We start from the raw sequence: 13305 nt of genomic DNA, 5'->3' as shown, positions 1-13305 counted from the left end.
TTGCATGTTTCTGATGGGCGCGTTGCTGGTTGCCAGTTTGGTTACTGCAGCGGTGGGCGTGGTGGTGGTCCTCATCCTGTTGAGCCACCCACCGCTGCCCGTGCCAAGAATTCACGCGCTTGTTGCTCTCATCCTGGCTTCCTCGGCGGTGGCGGTGTACTGCTACGGCTGGTTCTCCGTCACCATGGGAGGGCCTTTCCCTGAACTTTGCACGAGCCGGAACGAGGTCGGCGCCAACTTGGCGGCCATCAAGCAACAGTACTGGCCTCTTCGGAACGCCTGCGTGTACTCCGACGGGTCGACCGTGGAGTACGTCTCGAATTCGGTCACCGTATTCGTATGCCTGCTGATGGGGGCCGCCTCCGTCTTGGCCGGCACCTCCGTATACCTGCGCAAGCGAGTCAGAAAAACTTCTGGAGTGATCTCATGAGCACCGATTTCTCGCGCCGCACCCTGCTCAGAGGGTTTGCCGGTGTTGCCGCCGGAACCACACTGCTCGCCACGGGGGAGGGTTTACTTGCTCCCTGCATCGCCCAAGCCGCTGACGCCTCGTGGAACGAGTCCAGGTCGGCGAACGGCTGGGATGTCCTCACCGCACGTTCGTCGGGCACCGCCACCTACGACATACCGGGCGCGGGCCTCCGGGTCGTCCTGCGAGAAGGGGATGTGGGGACCGTCCTGGCCTATGTGGCGCAACGCTTTCACTACGACGTCACCCCGCTCGAAGTGAGCCGCGGGCAGGTCATCGGCTACAGCGCCGACTGGCGGGTGAAGGCGGACTCCGAATCAAACCACCTGTCGGGCACCGCGCTGGCGCTGTACCCGGATCATTACCCGCTCGGGGTCAAGGGCAACTTTTTCCCCCACCAGGTCACGGCGATCCGGGACATCCTCGCCGAACTCCAGGGTGTTGTCAGGTGGGGTGGAGACACCGAGTTGCCTAAGGAATCGGCCTTCTTCATCGACGTTCCACCGAGTTCGGCAAAACTCGCTCTGGTCGCAGAGACTCTCAGGCAATGGAGAATCACTCCCGGCAAAGGGGCCGGAACCCAGGACATCGAGGATCCCCAGCGCATCAAGGCCGCGAAGAAGCTCGCGAGCATGCAGGCGGCCTATACTCCAGTTGCAGTTCGCTAGCGGCCGTCCGCAGTGACCACCACGAGCTGCCGCTACCGCGCCATGCTCTCTTGATCAGGCCACGATTCTCCAGGGCCCAGGCCGTATGGATGGCGGGTTGGAAGCCGACCCTGCGACGAGTACCGGTGACGCATCATGTGGAGTGATGTGCGGTGTGCGCGTTACGGGCGATATCTTGACGCTGAAATGACGCTCACTTGGCGCTCGTTCTGATGGGTCGTCAGGCGACTTGTCGGGCAGGTCAGGACCTGTCGAGGTGGCGAGCGTCGATGGGGCGCCGAAGGCAGGCGACGCTGAGCGCAGACCTACTGAGTCGTGCTGATCAGATGTCCCGGAAGAGATCAGGGAATGCGGTGACCTGCCTTGATGCATGGCTGCTCGTCGCTGACCAGTGCGAATGGCCTTTCGGCTGTTTTACGCTCGTGCCGCTCGATGGGACCGAAAGTCCCAGAAAAGATCCCTCACGACGGGATCGCGGGACGGCTCCGTGCGGTTGCGGGGCCAGGTGCCCCGGTCGCGGGCGTCGGTGAGGGTCTTACGGGAGCCGGAGAGGAAGGGGTCGGGGCCGCCTCCCGGTCCGCCGCCGGCACATACGGTGGGCGCGGTCGACGGGTGTCACCCCACGCTGATGGACCTCGGTGGTGGGCTGCTCCTCACCACCGCCTTCGAGCACGGCGCCTCCGTCGTCTTCGGCGCGACGGCGAGCGTTGCCCACTACCTGTGGGCGCGCCGGCGCCTGTCGGGCGGAGGCATGGACGCAGGCCCGGACATCGGGCAGTCACGGATGAGGAGCGCCGGGGGTGCGGGCCTTCGTGATGGCTCCATCGCGCTGGCCGGCCACATTGCGATGCACGGGGCGTCAGGCACAGGAGCCATTGCGAAGAGGCGGGAAAGACGTGCCCTTGGAGGCCAGACGGTGTCCGCGCACCTGAACGGCACGCTCCGCACCACACACTATGCACCCTAATGTTTCGCTGTATATACGGACAAAATGGATACCCCCTGCTCCTGGGGGTCAAGGGGTCGCAGGTTCAAATCCTGTCGTCCCGACTTGTGAGAGTCGCAGATCAGGGCCGGCTTCGGAGGAATCCGAAGCCGGCCTTTGATCGTTCTTGGGGACTGGCTGGGGACCAGCGCTCCCTCCCCGGTGTCGGCCGGGGAGGCCGATCGGACTCGGGGGCGAGTGGGGACGCGGACCGGGCCGAGGTATGCGGAGCGTGCTGCGCCGGCGGCCGTAGCGCCGGGTGGTCGTGAGCGGGCCGTGGCCGGCGATGCGCCGCAGGACGTGGACCGGGACTCCCGCGTCGGCGAACCGGGTCAGGCCGGTGTGCCGGAGGTCGTGGCGGTTGGGTGGGCGGTGATGTCCGTCGCGACGCATGTGAATGGCAGCGCGGCGGCCCCCGGCCACCTCGATGCCGTCGGCTTCCGCCACCGGGGCTGCTTGCCGGGCACGCCGTGGAAAAGAGTTGCGGACCGCTGTCGATCCGGCCCCGTCCCGTTCGACGTCATGATGTGCGGCGCCTCGCCACACGATGACGCGACACGACCTGACGAGGAAACACGTGGATCAACTGCTGAGAGTCATGAACTTCAACGTCTCGAGTGACGGAATCGGTGCCGGTGAGCATCAGAGTCTTGAGCGGCCGTTCGGACAGGAGCACCCTGAGAGGCTGTTCGCCTGGGCCGGAGCCACGGCGAGCTGGCCCATGCGCACGGATCCCGGCGGGAGCCGGGGCCTCGACGACTACTTCACGCGGGACTTCGCACGCAACATCGGCGCCGAGATCATGGGCCGCAACAAGTTCGGGCCCCAGCGCGGGCCCTGGCACGACCACGAGTGGCGCGGCTGGTGGGGAGAGGAGCCCCCGTTCCACACGCCGGTGTTCGTCATGACCCACCACAAGCGTCCGTCGTTCACGCTCTCCGACACCACGTTCCACTTCGTCGGCGGCGACCCGGCAACGGTCCTCGAACGGGCGCGGGAAGCGGCACAGGGCAAGGACGTCCGACTCGGCGGCGGGGTCACCACTATCCGGCAGTTCCTTGCTGCCGACCTCGTCGACACCATGCATGTGGCGGTCTCGCCGGTGAAGCTCGGGTCCGGACTACGGCTCTGGGATTCCCCCGACGAGCTGCTGGACCGGTTCCACCTGGAGGTCGTGCCCAGCCCGAGCGGCGTGACGCACCACCTGTTCTGGCGAAGGTGACGTGAGCACCCACCGCGGTTCAGACCGCGGTGGTGGGAGTCGGCCAGGGTGCATTTCCGGGGTCCAGTTCTCCTTGACCGGTGTCGGCGGGTGAGGAGGGTCGGGCCCCGGAGCGGACGACAGCGTGCGGGGTGATCGACTCGTGCTTCACGGAGGACGCCGAAGAGTTGCAAAGGGCAGGTAAAGGCCGAATCGGGTCCTGCCGCCCCCATCTCTGCGCGGCAAGATCGTTCGTCATGTGCGAGGACGCAGACCGCGAGTGCCCCCGGTGTCAAGTGGCCCTGCCGGATCCGGATTCCCGGTTCAGTGCCTGGTGCCCGGCCTGCGACTGGAACCTCGACCCCCAGTGCGGTGACGCGACGTGGAAGGGCGCGCCGCGTGTTCTGGCCCGTCATGAGCGGCTGTTCGAGCGTGCGTTGACGGCCGGGACGGGGTCAGCGCTGTGGAACGCTGCGTATGTGAGCGCGTTGGTGCTCGCGACCGCAGTCAATGTGGGCACTGTCGCGCTCGCGGGTACAGGCGTGTGGTTGCTCGCGACCGGCACCTGGCCGCAGCGGATCCTCGGCGGGGTGGAAGTCGTCATCGCGCTGGTGCTCCGTCCACGGCTCGGACGAATGCCCGAACGCACTCTCGACCCTGCCGCCGCGCCGACACTTCACGCGGTGACAGAGCGGGTTGCCGCCGAAGTCGGGGTCAGGGCGGTGGATGCGATCGCCGTCGATGCGAGGTACGGCTCGGGCTGCATGGTGGTGGGACCGCGTCGTCGGCGCGTACTCGTGTTGGGCCTGCCCTTGTGGGAGACGCTCACCCCGGACCAGCGGCTTGCCCTGCTCGGCCATGATCTCGGGCGTGCCTCGGCCGGAAGGGGGATGAGTGACACCTGGATTCAAACAGCCCTTGACGCGCTCACTACCTGGGCGGACGTGATCAGACCCAGCCCCGAGCTGGAGCGCGAACGGCAGGCGGTGCTGGATGGGAAAGCGTTCCGTACCGGAGCGGTGGGCCAAAACGCCTACGTCAACCTGGGTCAAGAGCTCGCCCGGCCGCTTCAGGACCTGGCGGTGCGCGGCGTGCTGGGGCTCCAACGACTGCTGAGCCGGCTCAACGGCCACTCCGGTGGCCAAGTCCAGTACCGGGCCGACGAGATGGCCGTGCGCGTGTCCTCCGCCGACTCGGCTGACGGGCTGCTCCGGGCTCTGCTGCTGCACGAGACGGCCCGCTTCGCTCTCGAACGCGCCGCCTGGGGCGGGGACGATGTCTGGGAGCGGTTACGGGCCTCCCTGGCATCGGTTCCGGACACGGAACGTGAGCGGCGCCTGCGCCTTTCCCGACTGCGCGGGGATGCCTTCGGCAAGGGCTCCCCACCCACCTACTTCCGCATCCAATTCGTCAACAAGACCTCCTGTCCCCGCGGTGCGGTGACACTGAGCAACGAAGAGTCTCAGGCCATCGATGCCGAACTGCTTTCCCTTCGGGCCGTGATCGCCGACGAGCTGCGCGACAGGGCCGGTTAGAGGTCCGTTCCTCCCGTTGTTTCAGAACCCCTGAGCGTTACGTCCGATGCCCGACCGGGTCGTTCGCCCCGTGTCGTGGTGTCACGCCCCGGCCGTCCCGCCTCTCCCGGCCCGTGGTCCGCCCCCGCACAGAACGGCCGCCGACACCCAGCGCGGGCTCCGTGTGCCCCCGCCCCCGGTGACCCCGCGCGTTCTCCCGAGGCGGGGTCGAGTGGTGCTCTAGACCGTCGCCACAGCCTTTCACCACGTAACTGCCGCTGTTTCAGAGGCGAAAGGACTTACAGCGATGTTGTCTACGAACGCGGGCCGGACATGACCCGGCGTGTCGTGATCACCGGTGTCGGTGTGCGCGCTCCCGGCGGCAACGGAACGAAGGCGTTCTGGGACCTGTTGTCGGCCGGCCGCACCGCCACCCGGAGCATCTCCTTCTTCGACGCGTCGCCGTTCCGTTCGCGGATCGCCGGCGAGGTCGACTTCGACGCGGCGGCCGAGGGCTTCGGCCCGCGCGAGATCCGCCGGATGGACCGGGCCACGCAGTTCGCGGTCGCCTGCACCCGCGAGGCGGTCGCGGACAGCGGGCTGGACCTGTCCGCGCTGGATCCGCACCGCATCGGGGTGAGTCTGGGCAGCGCGGTCGCCTCGGCGACCAGCCTGGAGAACGAGTACCTCGTGATGTCGGACGCGGGCAAGCAGTGGGAGGTCGATCCGGGCTACCTGTCCCCGCACATGTTCGACTACCTCTCTCCCGGTGTCATGCCGGCCGAGGTGGCCTGGGAAGTGGGTGCGGAAGGCCCGGTGACCATGGTGTCCGACGGCTGCACCTCGGGGCTCGACTCGGTCGGCTACGCCGTCCAGCTGATCCGCGAGGGCACGGTCGACACCGTCGTCGCCGGCGCCGCGGACACCCCGATCTCACCGATCGTCGTCGCCTGCTTCGACGCCATCAAGGCGACGACGACCCGCAACGACGACCCGGCCCACGCCTCGCGGCCCTTCGACGGCACCCGCAACGGCTTCGTACTCGCCGAGGGCGCCGCCATGTTCGTCCTGGAGGAGTACGAGGCGGCCAAGAAGCGCGGTGCGCACATCTACGCGGAGGTCGGCGGGTACGCCACCCGCTGCAACGCCCACCACATGACGGGCCTGCGCAAGGACGGCCGCGAGATGGCCGAGGCCATCCGTGTCTCGCTGGACGAGGCACGCCTGGACGGCACGAAGATCGACTACATCAACGCGCACGGTTCGGGCACCAAGCAGAACGACCGCCACGAAACCGCCGCGTTCAAGCGCTCCCTGGGCCAGCACGCCTACGACGTGCCGGTCTCCTCCATCAAGTCGATGGTGGGCCACTCCCTGGGCGCCATCGGCTCCGTCGAGATCGCCGCGTCGCTGCTGGCGATCGAGCACAACGTCGTGCCGCCGACGGCGAACCTGCACACCCCCGACCCCGAGTGCGACCTCGACTACGTACCGCTGACCGCCCGCGAACAGCGCGTCGACACGGTGCTCACGGTCGGCTCCGGCTTCGGCGGATTCCAGAGCGCGATGATCCTGCACCGTCCGGAGGTGGCCGCGGCATGACCACCGTGATCACGGGCATCGGGGCGGCCACGCCCAACGGCCTGGGCACCGAGGCGTTCTGGAAGGCGACGCTCACGGGCACCAACGGCGTCCGGGAACTGACCGGCTTCGACACCTCCGCGTACCCCTCGCGCCTGGCCGGGCAGATCGTCGACTACGACGCCAAGACCCATCTGCCCAGCAGGCTGCTGCCGCAGACCGACGTGTCGACCCGCTACGCGCTCACCGCCGCCGCCTGGGCCCTCGCGGACGCGGGGGTCGACGAGAACACCCTGCCCGACTACGACATGGGCACGGTCACCTCCAACGCCCTCGGCGGCTTCGCGTTCACCCACCAGGAGTTCAACAAACTCTGGTCCAAGGGCTCGGAGTTCGTCTCCGTCTACGAGTCGTTCGCCTGGTTCTACGCGGTCAACACCGGCCAGATCTCCATCCGGCACAAGCTGCGCGGGCCGAGCGCCGCCCTGGTCGGCGAGCAGGCCGGCGGCCTGGACGCCGTCGGGCACGCCCGGCGCACCGTCGAGCGCGGCACCAAGCTCGTGGTGTCCGGCGGCGTGGACTCCGCGTTCGACCCCTGGGGCTGGGCCTCCCAGCTGGCGGGCGGCCGGGTCACCACCGCCACCGACCCGGAGGCGGCGTACCTGCCGTTCGACGAGCGGGCGGCCGGCTATGTGCCCGGCGAGGGCGGCGCGATCCTCGTCGCCGAGGACGCCGCGAGCGCCCGGGAGCGCGGCGCGCCCCGGATCTACGGCGAGATCGCCGGCTACGCCTCGACGTTCGACCCCAAACCGGGGACGGGCCGCGAGCCCGGGCTGCGCCGGGCGGCCGAACTGGCCCTGGCCGACGCCGGTCTGGCACCCGCCGACATCGACGTGGTGTTCGCCGACGCGGCCGGCCTGCCCGAGCTCGACCGGATCGAGGCGGACGCGCTGCGCGCCGTCTTCGGCCCGCGGGGTGTGCCGGTGACCGCGCCCAAGGCGCTCACCGGCCGGATGTACGCGGGCGGCGGCCCCGCGGACCTGGCGAGCGCGCTGCTGTCCATCCGGGACGGCGTCATCCCGGCCAGTGGCTTCACCGAGCGTGTCCCCGACGCCTACGGCATCGACCTGGTGACCGGCGAACCCCGCACCCGGCCCGTGTCGGCGGCACTCGTCCTCGCGCGCGGGCGCTGGGGCTTCAACTCGGCCGTCGTCGTCACGCGCCACACCGACCACTGAGCTGCCGCAGCCCGGCAGTTCCCCACCTGACAGGAGAAGGCCCCCATGGCTCAGCTCGCCATCGAAGATCTGCGACGCATCCTCATCGCCTGCGCCGGCGAGGACGACAGCCTCGACCTGAGCGGCGACATCCTCGACAGCACGTTCGAGGACCTCGGTTACGACTCGCTGGCCCTGATGGAGTCCGCCGCGCGCATCAAGCAGGAGTACGGCATCGACCTGTCGGACGACGACATCGCGGACGTGGAGACACCCCGCGCGCTCCTCGCCCTGGTCAACGCCGACACGGCATCGGCCGCCGCCTGACGCCCGGGCCCGACCGTACGCCTCCGGGGCCCGTATCCGCTGCCGCTGGGATACGGGCCCCGTCCCCTTCCGCGCCACCGCACCGAGCCGAGGAGAACCCGCCATGGAACGAACCGTGATCCACCGCACCGAGCACACCCGCGTCGTGTCCGCCCCCGCCCAGGTCGTCTACGACCTGGTGGCCGATGTCACCCTGTGGCCCGCGGTGTTCGGGCCCAGCGTCTACGTGCGCCATCTGGAGCGTGACGAGCGCAGCGAGGTCTTCGAGATCTGGGCCCAGGTCAACGGCAAGGTCACCAGCTGGACTTCGCGGCGGGTCCTCGACCCCGCGCGCCGCTATGTGAGCTTCCGGCAGCAGCGCAGCTTCGCACCGGTCACCTCCATGGCCGGCAGCTGGCTGCTGCGGGAACTGCCCGACGGCCGCACCGAGGTGGTGCTGCGCCACCGGTTCAGCGTCGAGGACGACGCCCCCGCCGCCGTCGAGGCGCTGCTCACCGCGCTGGACCGCAACAGCGGCGAGGAACTGGCGGCGCTCGCCCGGGTCGCCGAGCTGGGCCACCCGGTGGCCGACGTGGTGTTCTCCTTCACCGACGTCGTCCCGATCACCGGCGGGGCCGCGGCGGCGTACGACTTCGTCAACCGGGCCGACCTGTGGGCCGAGCGGCTGCCGCACGTCAGCCGGGTGCGGCTGACCGAGGACGAGCCGGGCGTGCAGGACCTGGAGATGGACACCGTCACGGCGGACGGCTCGGCGCACACCACCCGCTCGGTGCGCATCTGCCACGAGCCGTCGTGGATCGCCTACAAGCAGCACGTACTGCCGAAGCTGCTGACCGGGCACAGCGGTCTGTGGACGTTCACCGACGGCCCCGAGGGCCCCGTGGCCACCGCCCGGCACACCGTCGCCCTGAACCCCGCGACGGTCCGCGAGGTGCTCGGCGAGCAGGCCACCCTCGCCGACGCCCGCGCCTTCGTACGCGAGGCACTGGGCCGCAACAGCCTGACCACGATGACCCACGCCGCCGCGCACACGGGCGAGGACAGCCAGGTCTCCGCGGCCTGAACGCGGGCGCGCACACCGGACGGCCGCCCCTCCCCGCAGCCGGGGAGGGGCGGCCGTGTCGTGACCGTACCGGCGGCGGGTCAGTAGTTGCCCAGACCGCCGCACACGTTGAGGGCCTGCGCGGTCACCGCGGCCGCGTCGTCGCTCACCAGGTACTCGACCATGGCGGCCACCTCACGGGTCTCCACGTAACGGCCCAGCGGCACCCGCGTGGTGATGCGGTCGTGGGTCTCCTGCTCGCTCACGCCCCAGATGCCGGCGTAGTGCTCGCGCACCCGCTCCGCCATCGGCGTCTCGACGAAGCCGGGGCACACCGCGTTGACCGTGATGCCGGTACGGGCCAGCTCCAGACCGAGGGCCTTGGAGAAGCCGACCACGCCGTGCTTGGACGCCGAGTAGGGCGCGGCGTGCACGACGCCCTGCTTGCCGCCGGTGGAGGCGATCGAGATGATCCGGCCGGACTTCTTCGCCAGCATGCCACCGGTGTTGAGGACTTCCTTGGTCATCAGGAAGACACTGTTGAGGTTCGTGTTGATGACATCGAACCAGAGGTCGTCCGGGATCTCGTTGGTGGCTCCGCCGCCGCTGCGCCCGGCGTTGTTGACGAGGATGTCGACCGGCCCGAAGCGGTCGACGGCCGCGCGGACGAAGTCCTTGATCTGCTCGGGGTCGGACACATCGCACGTGGTGCCGTCCACCTCGTGCCCCGCGTCCGTCAACTCCTTTATGGTGTCGGCCAGTTGGTCCTCATGGCGCGCACACAGGTAGACCCGGGCCCCGAGCCCGGCGAGGCGCCGGGCGATCTCGAGACCGATCCCGCTGGTGGCTCCCGTGACCAGGGCGACCGGCTTGACTGCCTGTGACATGTGTTCTCCCGAATCGCTGTGACGGCAGGTGCCCACCGAGCGTGCTGGGCGCGCCTCGTGCCCTGCTGGAAGGTCCCTGGAAGCGCACCGGCCGCGCTCATGCGCCGCCCCGACCGTGCTCCAGAGCGATTCGAGCGCCGGTGGCGATCCTGGCCCGGCCACTCCCGCCCGACGACCCACGTGAGGAACGCTCATGCCCACGCTCGTCAGCAGTGATCTCTACACCCAGGTCCAGCAGTTCTACGCCCACCAGATGCAGGCCCTCGACGAAGGCCGGCTGGAGGAGTACACCCAGACGTTCACCAAGGACGGCAGCTTCCAGCACTCGCCCGACATCGCCCCGGCCGTCGGCCGCGACGCGATCCTCGAAGAGCTCCGTTCGTTCTTGAAGAAGTACCAGGACAACCCCACGCAGCGCCGCCACTTCTTCAACCAGATGGTCCTGGAGCCGCAGCAGGACGGCAGCATCCGTTCCACCGTGTACGCGCTGATCGTCCGGGTGCGGCCGAACGAGAGGCCGGAGGTGTGGCCCAGCACGGTCGTGCACGACGTCATCGAGGTGACCGACGGCGAGATCCTGCTGCGCTCCCGCTCGGTGAGCTACGACCAACTGGTCTGACGCCGTGCGGACCCTCGCCGCCCCGTCCCCGGCCCAGCTGATGGTCCACGCCGACCTGGCGCTGCGCAGCGCCCTGGCGGCCGTGGCCGGCACCGAGCCCTCGCGGCTCGGGCGGGCCGCGGCCGGAGCCGCCTACCTGGACCTGTGGGCGGGCGACCGGCTGCTGCGTGCCGACGGCGGCAACCACTCGGCCGTGGCCCGGTTCCTGCTGCCACGGCTGCTCATGGAAAGCGTCGACACCCTGTCCGTACTGCTGGGCGAGCGGGCCCAGCGGAACACGGGGCCGGGTGCCGCCTACCGGGAGCACGCCCGGTGGCTGCACCAGGCCATGTGGCACCCCGACCACCGCGCCCGGCTGGACGCCGTGACGGCACGGCTGGGCGGGCCGCCCACCGGGGAGGACCGGCTGGCCCGGCCCCTCACCTCGGTACGCCCCGCCGCGCTGCCGCTGGACCTGCACGCCCTGCTCGACGCACTGGAGCGGGAACGCCGCGCCGTGGTCGGCGCCTGCGCCCTCGCGCCGGAGCGGGACTCGGCCGGCAACTGGGCCCTGGCCGACCGCTACGCGCTGCTGACCGCGGCGGCCGCCTGTCTGGACGGCTGGCGGGGTGCCGGCCGGGGACGGCGGATCACCTCCGACCGGGACCGCCTGGTGGCCGCGCTCTCCCGGATCGCGATCCGGCTCGGCCTCGAACCGGTCGGACCCGACACCGAGTTGAGCGGCGCCCTCTTCGGCGAGGCGGTCGCGCACTGCCGCCGGCCGACGGCGCCCGCCCGCACGGCACCTGCCCGCACGGCACCCGTCGGCGCGCGCCGGCTGGTGGGCGCGTGACCGCGCCCGCGGTGACGTACCTGCGCGCGGACGGACCCGGCGGAGCCTGGACCGAGGCCGCCGGGCCGGCGCTGCGCGCCGGAACCTCCGTGGTGCTGTACGCGTCGGCCGGCTCCTGGAGCGTCCCCGACGGGCCCGGACTGCGCGCCCTGCTCGGCCGGGAGTACGAGCGCTACCGGGCCGCCGGTCACCGGCCGGCGGCCCGCGCCCGCTTCGCCGCCTCGCGCCGCCTCGTCAAGCACGCCGCGGCGGCCGTCCTGGACGTGCCGGCGGACGACCTGGAACTCGCCCGGGGGCCGGCCGGACGGCCGTATCTGCGGGGCTGCGACCGGCTCGGGCTGAGCCTGAGCCACACCGGCGACCTGCTGGTGCTCGCCCTGAGCCTGCACGGGGCCATCGGTGCGGACGTGGAAGCGCTCGGCCGGTCCGGCTGCCGCGCACTGCTCGCACAACGCGCGTGTACTGCCTCCGAGTTGGCCAACCTTCGCGTCCTCCCGCCACCTGAGCGGGGCGATGCCATGCTGCGCCTGTGGACGCTGAAGGAGGCCTACACCAAGGCCCTCGGCGTGGGCACGGCGCTGCCGTTTCACACGTTCGGCTTCCGGGTGGAGGGCACGGCCGCGGTGCTGCACGACGACAACGGCGAGCCGGTGCGACCCGGGGAGTGGACGTTCACCACTCACCGGCTCGGCACCGGCCACGTCGTCAGCACCGCGAGCGCACGCCCGCCGGGCCCGTGAACCCTCCGCTCAGGCGCTGAGCAACCGCTGGGCCGGGGTGAACCGGTCCAGCCGGTCGTCGTTGGCGAGTATCGCGCGGTGCAGCCGTTGCAGCCGGGGCGAGGGCTCCACACCGAGCTCGTCGACCAGGGACTGACGCAGGGACTGGAAGACCTCCAGGGCCCGCCAGGGGTGACCCGCGCGGTAGAGGGCGGTCATCAGCTGGGCACACAGGTTCTCGTGCAGCGGTTGCTGGGCGACCAGCATGCGGAGCTCGCCGATGAGTTCCGCGTGCCGGCCCAGTTGCAGATCCGCCTCGATGCGCAGTTCGAGGGCGCGGGTGCGCGCCTCCTGCATCCCGATGACCTCCATGCGCAGCACCTCGCCCAGCGGCACGTCGACCAGGGCGTTGCCGCGCCACAGGCTAAGGCCCTCGCGCAGTTTCTCGCTCGCGATGTGCGGAGCGTGCTCGGCCATGGCACGGGTGCCGTGGGCCGTCAGCCGCTGGAACTCCACGAGGTCACAGCGGATCGGCTCCACCGGGGCGAGTTGGTATCCCCCGTAGGACGTGGCGAGGATGTCCTTCGCTGTCAGTCCGCTGTCCACGGGCAGGGCATCGGTGATCTTTTTGCGCAGTTGCAGGATGTACGTCTGCAATGTGGGGGCGGCACTGCGCGGGACCGCGTCTCCCCACACCTCTTCGATCAGTGTCTCCACCGAGACGACGCGGCCCGCGCGAATCGCGAGCAGCGCCAGGATCTGCCGGGGTTTTCCGGCAGACGGTACGATCGACATGCCGTTTACTCGTGCTCCAAGTGGTCCCAGAACATCGATTTCCATGGCCATGAGCATTGCAGGATCGTTGTATGTTGAACCAGTGTGCCCGGCATGAGCGGGCATGAATTCTTCACACCCGCTCATCTGACGCGGTCAGCCGACGGCCGTCAATCGATCCCCCGGACGATGTGCGGTTCCAGGTCGTCCTCCTCCCCGGCGAGCCGCAGCGCGGGCACGCGCAGCGGACCGTCGGCTTCCCCGGTGTCGCGGGCGTCGGGTTCACCGTGCTCGTGGTTCATCGGTTCCTCCAGCTGGGGCAGAGGTCAGTCCTTGATCTCGCAGATGACGGCGCCGGAGGTCAGCGAGCTGCCGACTTCGGCGGTCAGTCCCTTGATGGTGCCGGTCTTGTGGGCGTTGAGGGGCTGTTCCATCTTCATGGCTTCCAGGACGACGATCAGGTCGCCTTC

General features: G+C 69.9%; 16 protein-coding genes and 1 pseudogene. 11 read left to right on the top strand and 6 right to left on the bottom strand.

Going from position 1 to position 13305, the window contains the following annotated elements; all coding sequences use genetic code 11:
* Positions 1 to 4: 4 nt before the first annotated feature.
* Complete coding sequence (locus IH25_RS0135835; protein WP_051754373.1) at positions 5 to 430, top strand: hypothetical protein; 426 nt, start codon at positions 5 to 7, stop codon at positions 428 to 430.
* On the top strand, positions 427 to 1137 hold the full coding sequence (locus tag IH25_RS0135830; protein ID WP_030620824.1) for a hypothetical protein: 711 nt from the start codon (positions 427 to 429) through the stop codon (positions 1135 to 1137). Before IH25_RS0135835 ends, IH25_RS0135830 begins: the two co-directional genes overlap by 4 nt.
* A gap of 460 nt (positions 1138 to 1597) precedes the next feature.
* On the opposite strand, the pseudogene IH25_RS42710 reads toward IH25_RS0135830, so the two are convergent.
* Positions 1598 to 1760: pseudogene (locus IH25_RS42710) on the bottom strand (DNA cytosine methyltransferase); the annotation flags it as partial.
* 392 nt (positions 1761 to 2152) lie between these two features.
* Positions 2153 to 2515 (bottom strand): tyrosine-type recombinase/integrase, encoded by a 363-nt coding sequence (locus tag IH25_RS42705; RefSeq protein WP_245172984.1) that lies wholly within the window; start codon positions 2513 to 2515, stop codon positions 2153 to 2155.
* A gap of 184 nt (positions 2516 to 2699) precedes the next feature.
* Between IH25_RS42705 and IH25_RS0135820 the strand changes: the two genes are divergently transcribed.
* From IH25_RS0135820 to IH25_RS0135795, 6 genes are all read left to right on the top strand, one after another.
* Complete coding sequence (locus IH25_RS0135820; protein ID WP_030620818.1) at positions 2700 to 3344, top strand: dihydrofolate reductase family protein; 645 nt, start codon at positions 2700 to 2702, stop codon at positions 3342 to 3344.
* 275 nt (positions 3345 to 3619) lie between these two features.
* A complete protein-coding gene (locus tag IH25_RS0135815; protein ID WP_157847077.1) occupies positions 3620 to 4858 on the top strand; it encodes a M48 family metallopeptidase in 1239 nt (412 codons plus the stop codon).
* 312 nt (positions 4859 to 5170) lie between these two features.
* Complete coding sequence (locus tag IH25_RS0135810) at positions 5171 to 6439, top strand: beta-ketoacyl-[acyl-carrier-protein] synthase family protein (protein ID WP_030620814.1); 1269 nt, start codon at positions 5171 to 5173, stop codon at positions 6437 to 6439.
* Positions 6436 to 7656 (top strand): ketosynthase chain-length factor, encoded by a 1221-nt coding sequence (locus IH25_RS0135805; RefSeq protein ID WP_030620811.1) that lies wholly within the window; start codon positions 6436 to 6438, stop codon positions 7654 to 7656. Before IH25_RS0135810 ends, IH25_RS0135805 begins: the two co-directional genes overlap by 4 nt.
* A gap of 45 nt (positions 7657 to 7701) precedes the next feature.
* Entirely contained in the window at positions 7702 to 7962 is a 261-nt protein-coding gene (locus tag IH25_RS0135800) for an acyl carrier protein (protein ID WP_030620808.1), read from the top strand.
* A 103-nt stretch (positions 7963 to 8065) separates the two neighbouring features.
* Positions 8066 to 9025: an aromatase/cyclase gene (locus IH25_RS0135795; protein ID WP_030620804.1), complete on the top strand. Its 960-nt coding sequence runs from the start codon at positions 8066 to 8068 to the stop codon at positions 9023 to 9025.
* Positions 9026 to 9105: 80 nt separating this feature from the next.
* Here the strand turns inward: IH25_RS0135795 and IH25_RS0135790 are convergent, their stop codons facing one another.
* Positions 9106 to 9891, bottom strand: coding sequence for a 3-oxoacyl-ACP reductase (locus IH25_RS0135790; RefSeq protein WP_030620800.1), 786 nt, complete (start codon positions 9889 to 9891; stop codon positions 9106 to 9108).
* 193 nt (positions 9892 to 10084) lie between these two features.
* Here IH25_RS0135790 and IH25_RS0135785 point away from each other — a divergent pair, with 193 nt between their 5' ends.
* The 3 genes from IH25_RS0135785 to IH25_RS0135775 are packed head-to-tail and all read left to right on the top strand — an operon-like array spanning position 10085 to position 12082.
* Positions 10085 to 10510 (top strand): nuclear transport factor 2 family protein, encoded by a 426-nt coding sequence (locus IH25_RS0135785; RefSeq protein ID WP_030620799.1) that lies wholly within the window; start codon positions 10085 to 10087, stop codon positions 10508 to 10510.
* 4 nt (positions 10511 to 10514) lie between these two features.
* Positions 10515 to 11342: a hypothetical protein gene (locus IH25_RS0135780; protein WP_030620796.1), complete on the top strand. Its 828-nt coding sequence runs from the start codon at positions 10515 to 10517 to the stop codon at positions 11340 to 11342.
* The gene (locus tag IH25_RS0135775; RefSeq protein WP_051754372.1) at positions 11339 to 12082 is read left to right on the top strand and encodes a 4'-phosphopantetheinyl transferase family protein; all 744 of its coding nucleotides are present in this window, start codon (positions 11339 to 11341) and stop codon (positions 12080 to 12082) included. Before IH25_RS0135780 ends, IH25_RS0135775 begins: the two co-directional genes overlap by 4 nt.
* Before the next feature lie 9 nt (positions 12083 to 12091).
* On the opposite strand, the gene IH25_RS0135770 is transcribed toward IH25_RS0135775, so the two are convergent.
* The 3 genes from IH25_RS0135770 to IH25_RS40320 all read right to left on the bottom strand — a co-directional run.
* Positions 12092 to 12856 (bottom strand): AfsR/SARP family transcriptional regulator, encoded by a 765-nt coding sequence (locus IH25_RS0135770; RefSeq protein ID WP_394298464.1) that lies wholly within the window; start codon positions 12854 to 12856, stop codon positions 12092 to 12094.
* A 149-nt stretch (positions 12857 to 13005) separates the two neighbouring features.
* The gene (locus IH25_RS42915; RefSeq protein ID WP_268696278.1) at positions 13006 to 13137 is read right to left on the bottom strand and encodes a hypothetical protein; all 132 of its coding nucleotides are present in this window, start codon (positions 13135 to 13137) and stop codon (positions 13006 to 13008) included.
* Between the two features lie 24 nt (positions 13138 to 13161).
* A partial coding sequence (locus IH25_RS40320; RefSeq protein ID WP_157847076.1) for an acyl-CoA carboxylase biotin carboxyl carrier protein subunit occupies positions 13162 to 13305 on the bottom strand: 144 nt, incomplete at its 5' end.

The sequence above is a fragment of the Streptomyces achromogenes subsp. achromogenes genome (assembly GCF_000720835.1).
GTDB lineage: Bacteria > Actinomycetota > Actinomycetes > Streptomycetales > Streptomycetaceae > Streptomyces > Streptomyces achromogenes.
The sequence above is the reverse complement of the archived record's forward strand: the minus strand, read 5'-3'. Positions and strand labels throughout refer to the sequence as shown.

What these genes read in the sequence shown, in the direction of transcription:
- IH25_RS0135830 (WP_030620824.1), top strand. Translation starts at nt 427, where the DNA reads ATGAGCACCGATTTCTCGCGCCGCACCCTGCTCAGAGGGTTTGCCGGT.
- IH25_RS0135790 (WP_030620800.1), bottom strand. Translation starts at nt 9,891, where the DNA reads ATGTCACAGGCAGTCAAGCCGGTCGCCCTGGTCACGGGAGCCACCAGC.
- IH25_RS0135795 (WP_030620804.1), top strand. Translation starts at nt 8,066, where the DNA reads ATGGAACGAACCGTGATCCACCGCACCGAGCACACCCGCGTCGTGTCC.
- IH25_RS0135770 (WP_394298464.1), bottom strand. Translation starts at nt 12,856, where the DNA reads ATGTCGATCGTACCGTCTGCCGGAAAACCCCGGCAGATCCTGGCGCTG.
- IH25_RS0135835 (WP_051754373.1), top strand. Translation starts at nt 5, where the DNA reads ATGTTTCTGATGGGCGCGTTGCTGGTTGCCAGTTTGGTTACTGCAGCG.
- IH25_RS0135810 (WP_030620814.1), top strand. Translation starts at nt 5,171, where the DNA reads ATGACCCGGCGTGTCGTGATCACCGGTGTCGGTGTGCGCGCTCCCGGC.
- IH25_RS42705 (WP_245172984.1), bottom strand. Translation starts at nt 2,515, where the DNA reads ATGCGTCGCGACGGACATCACCGCCCACCCAACCGCCACGACCTCCGG.
- IH25_RS0135785 (WP_030620799.1), top strand. Translation starts at nt 10,085, where the DNA reads ATGCCCACGCTCGTCAGCAGTGATCTCTACACCCAGGTCCAGCAGTTC.
- IH25_RS0135800 (WP_030620808.1), top strand. Translation starts at nt 7,702, where the DNA reads ATGGCTCAGCTCGCCATCGAAGATCTGCGACGCATCCTCATCGCCTGC.
- IH25_RS0135805 (WP_030620811.1), top strand. Translation starts at nt 6,436, where the DNA reads ATGACCACCGTGATCACGGGCATCGGGGCGGCCACGCCCAACGGCCTG.
- IH25_RS42915 (WP_268696278.1), bottom strand. Translation starts at nt 13,137, where the DNA reads ATGAACCACGAGCACGGTGAACCCGACGCCCGCGACACCGGGGAAGCC.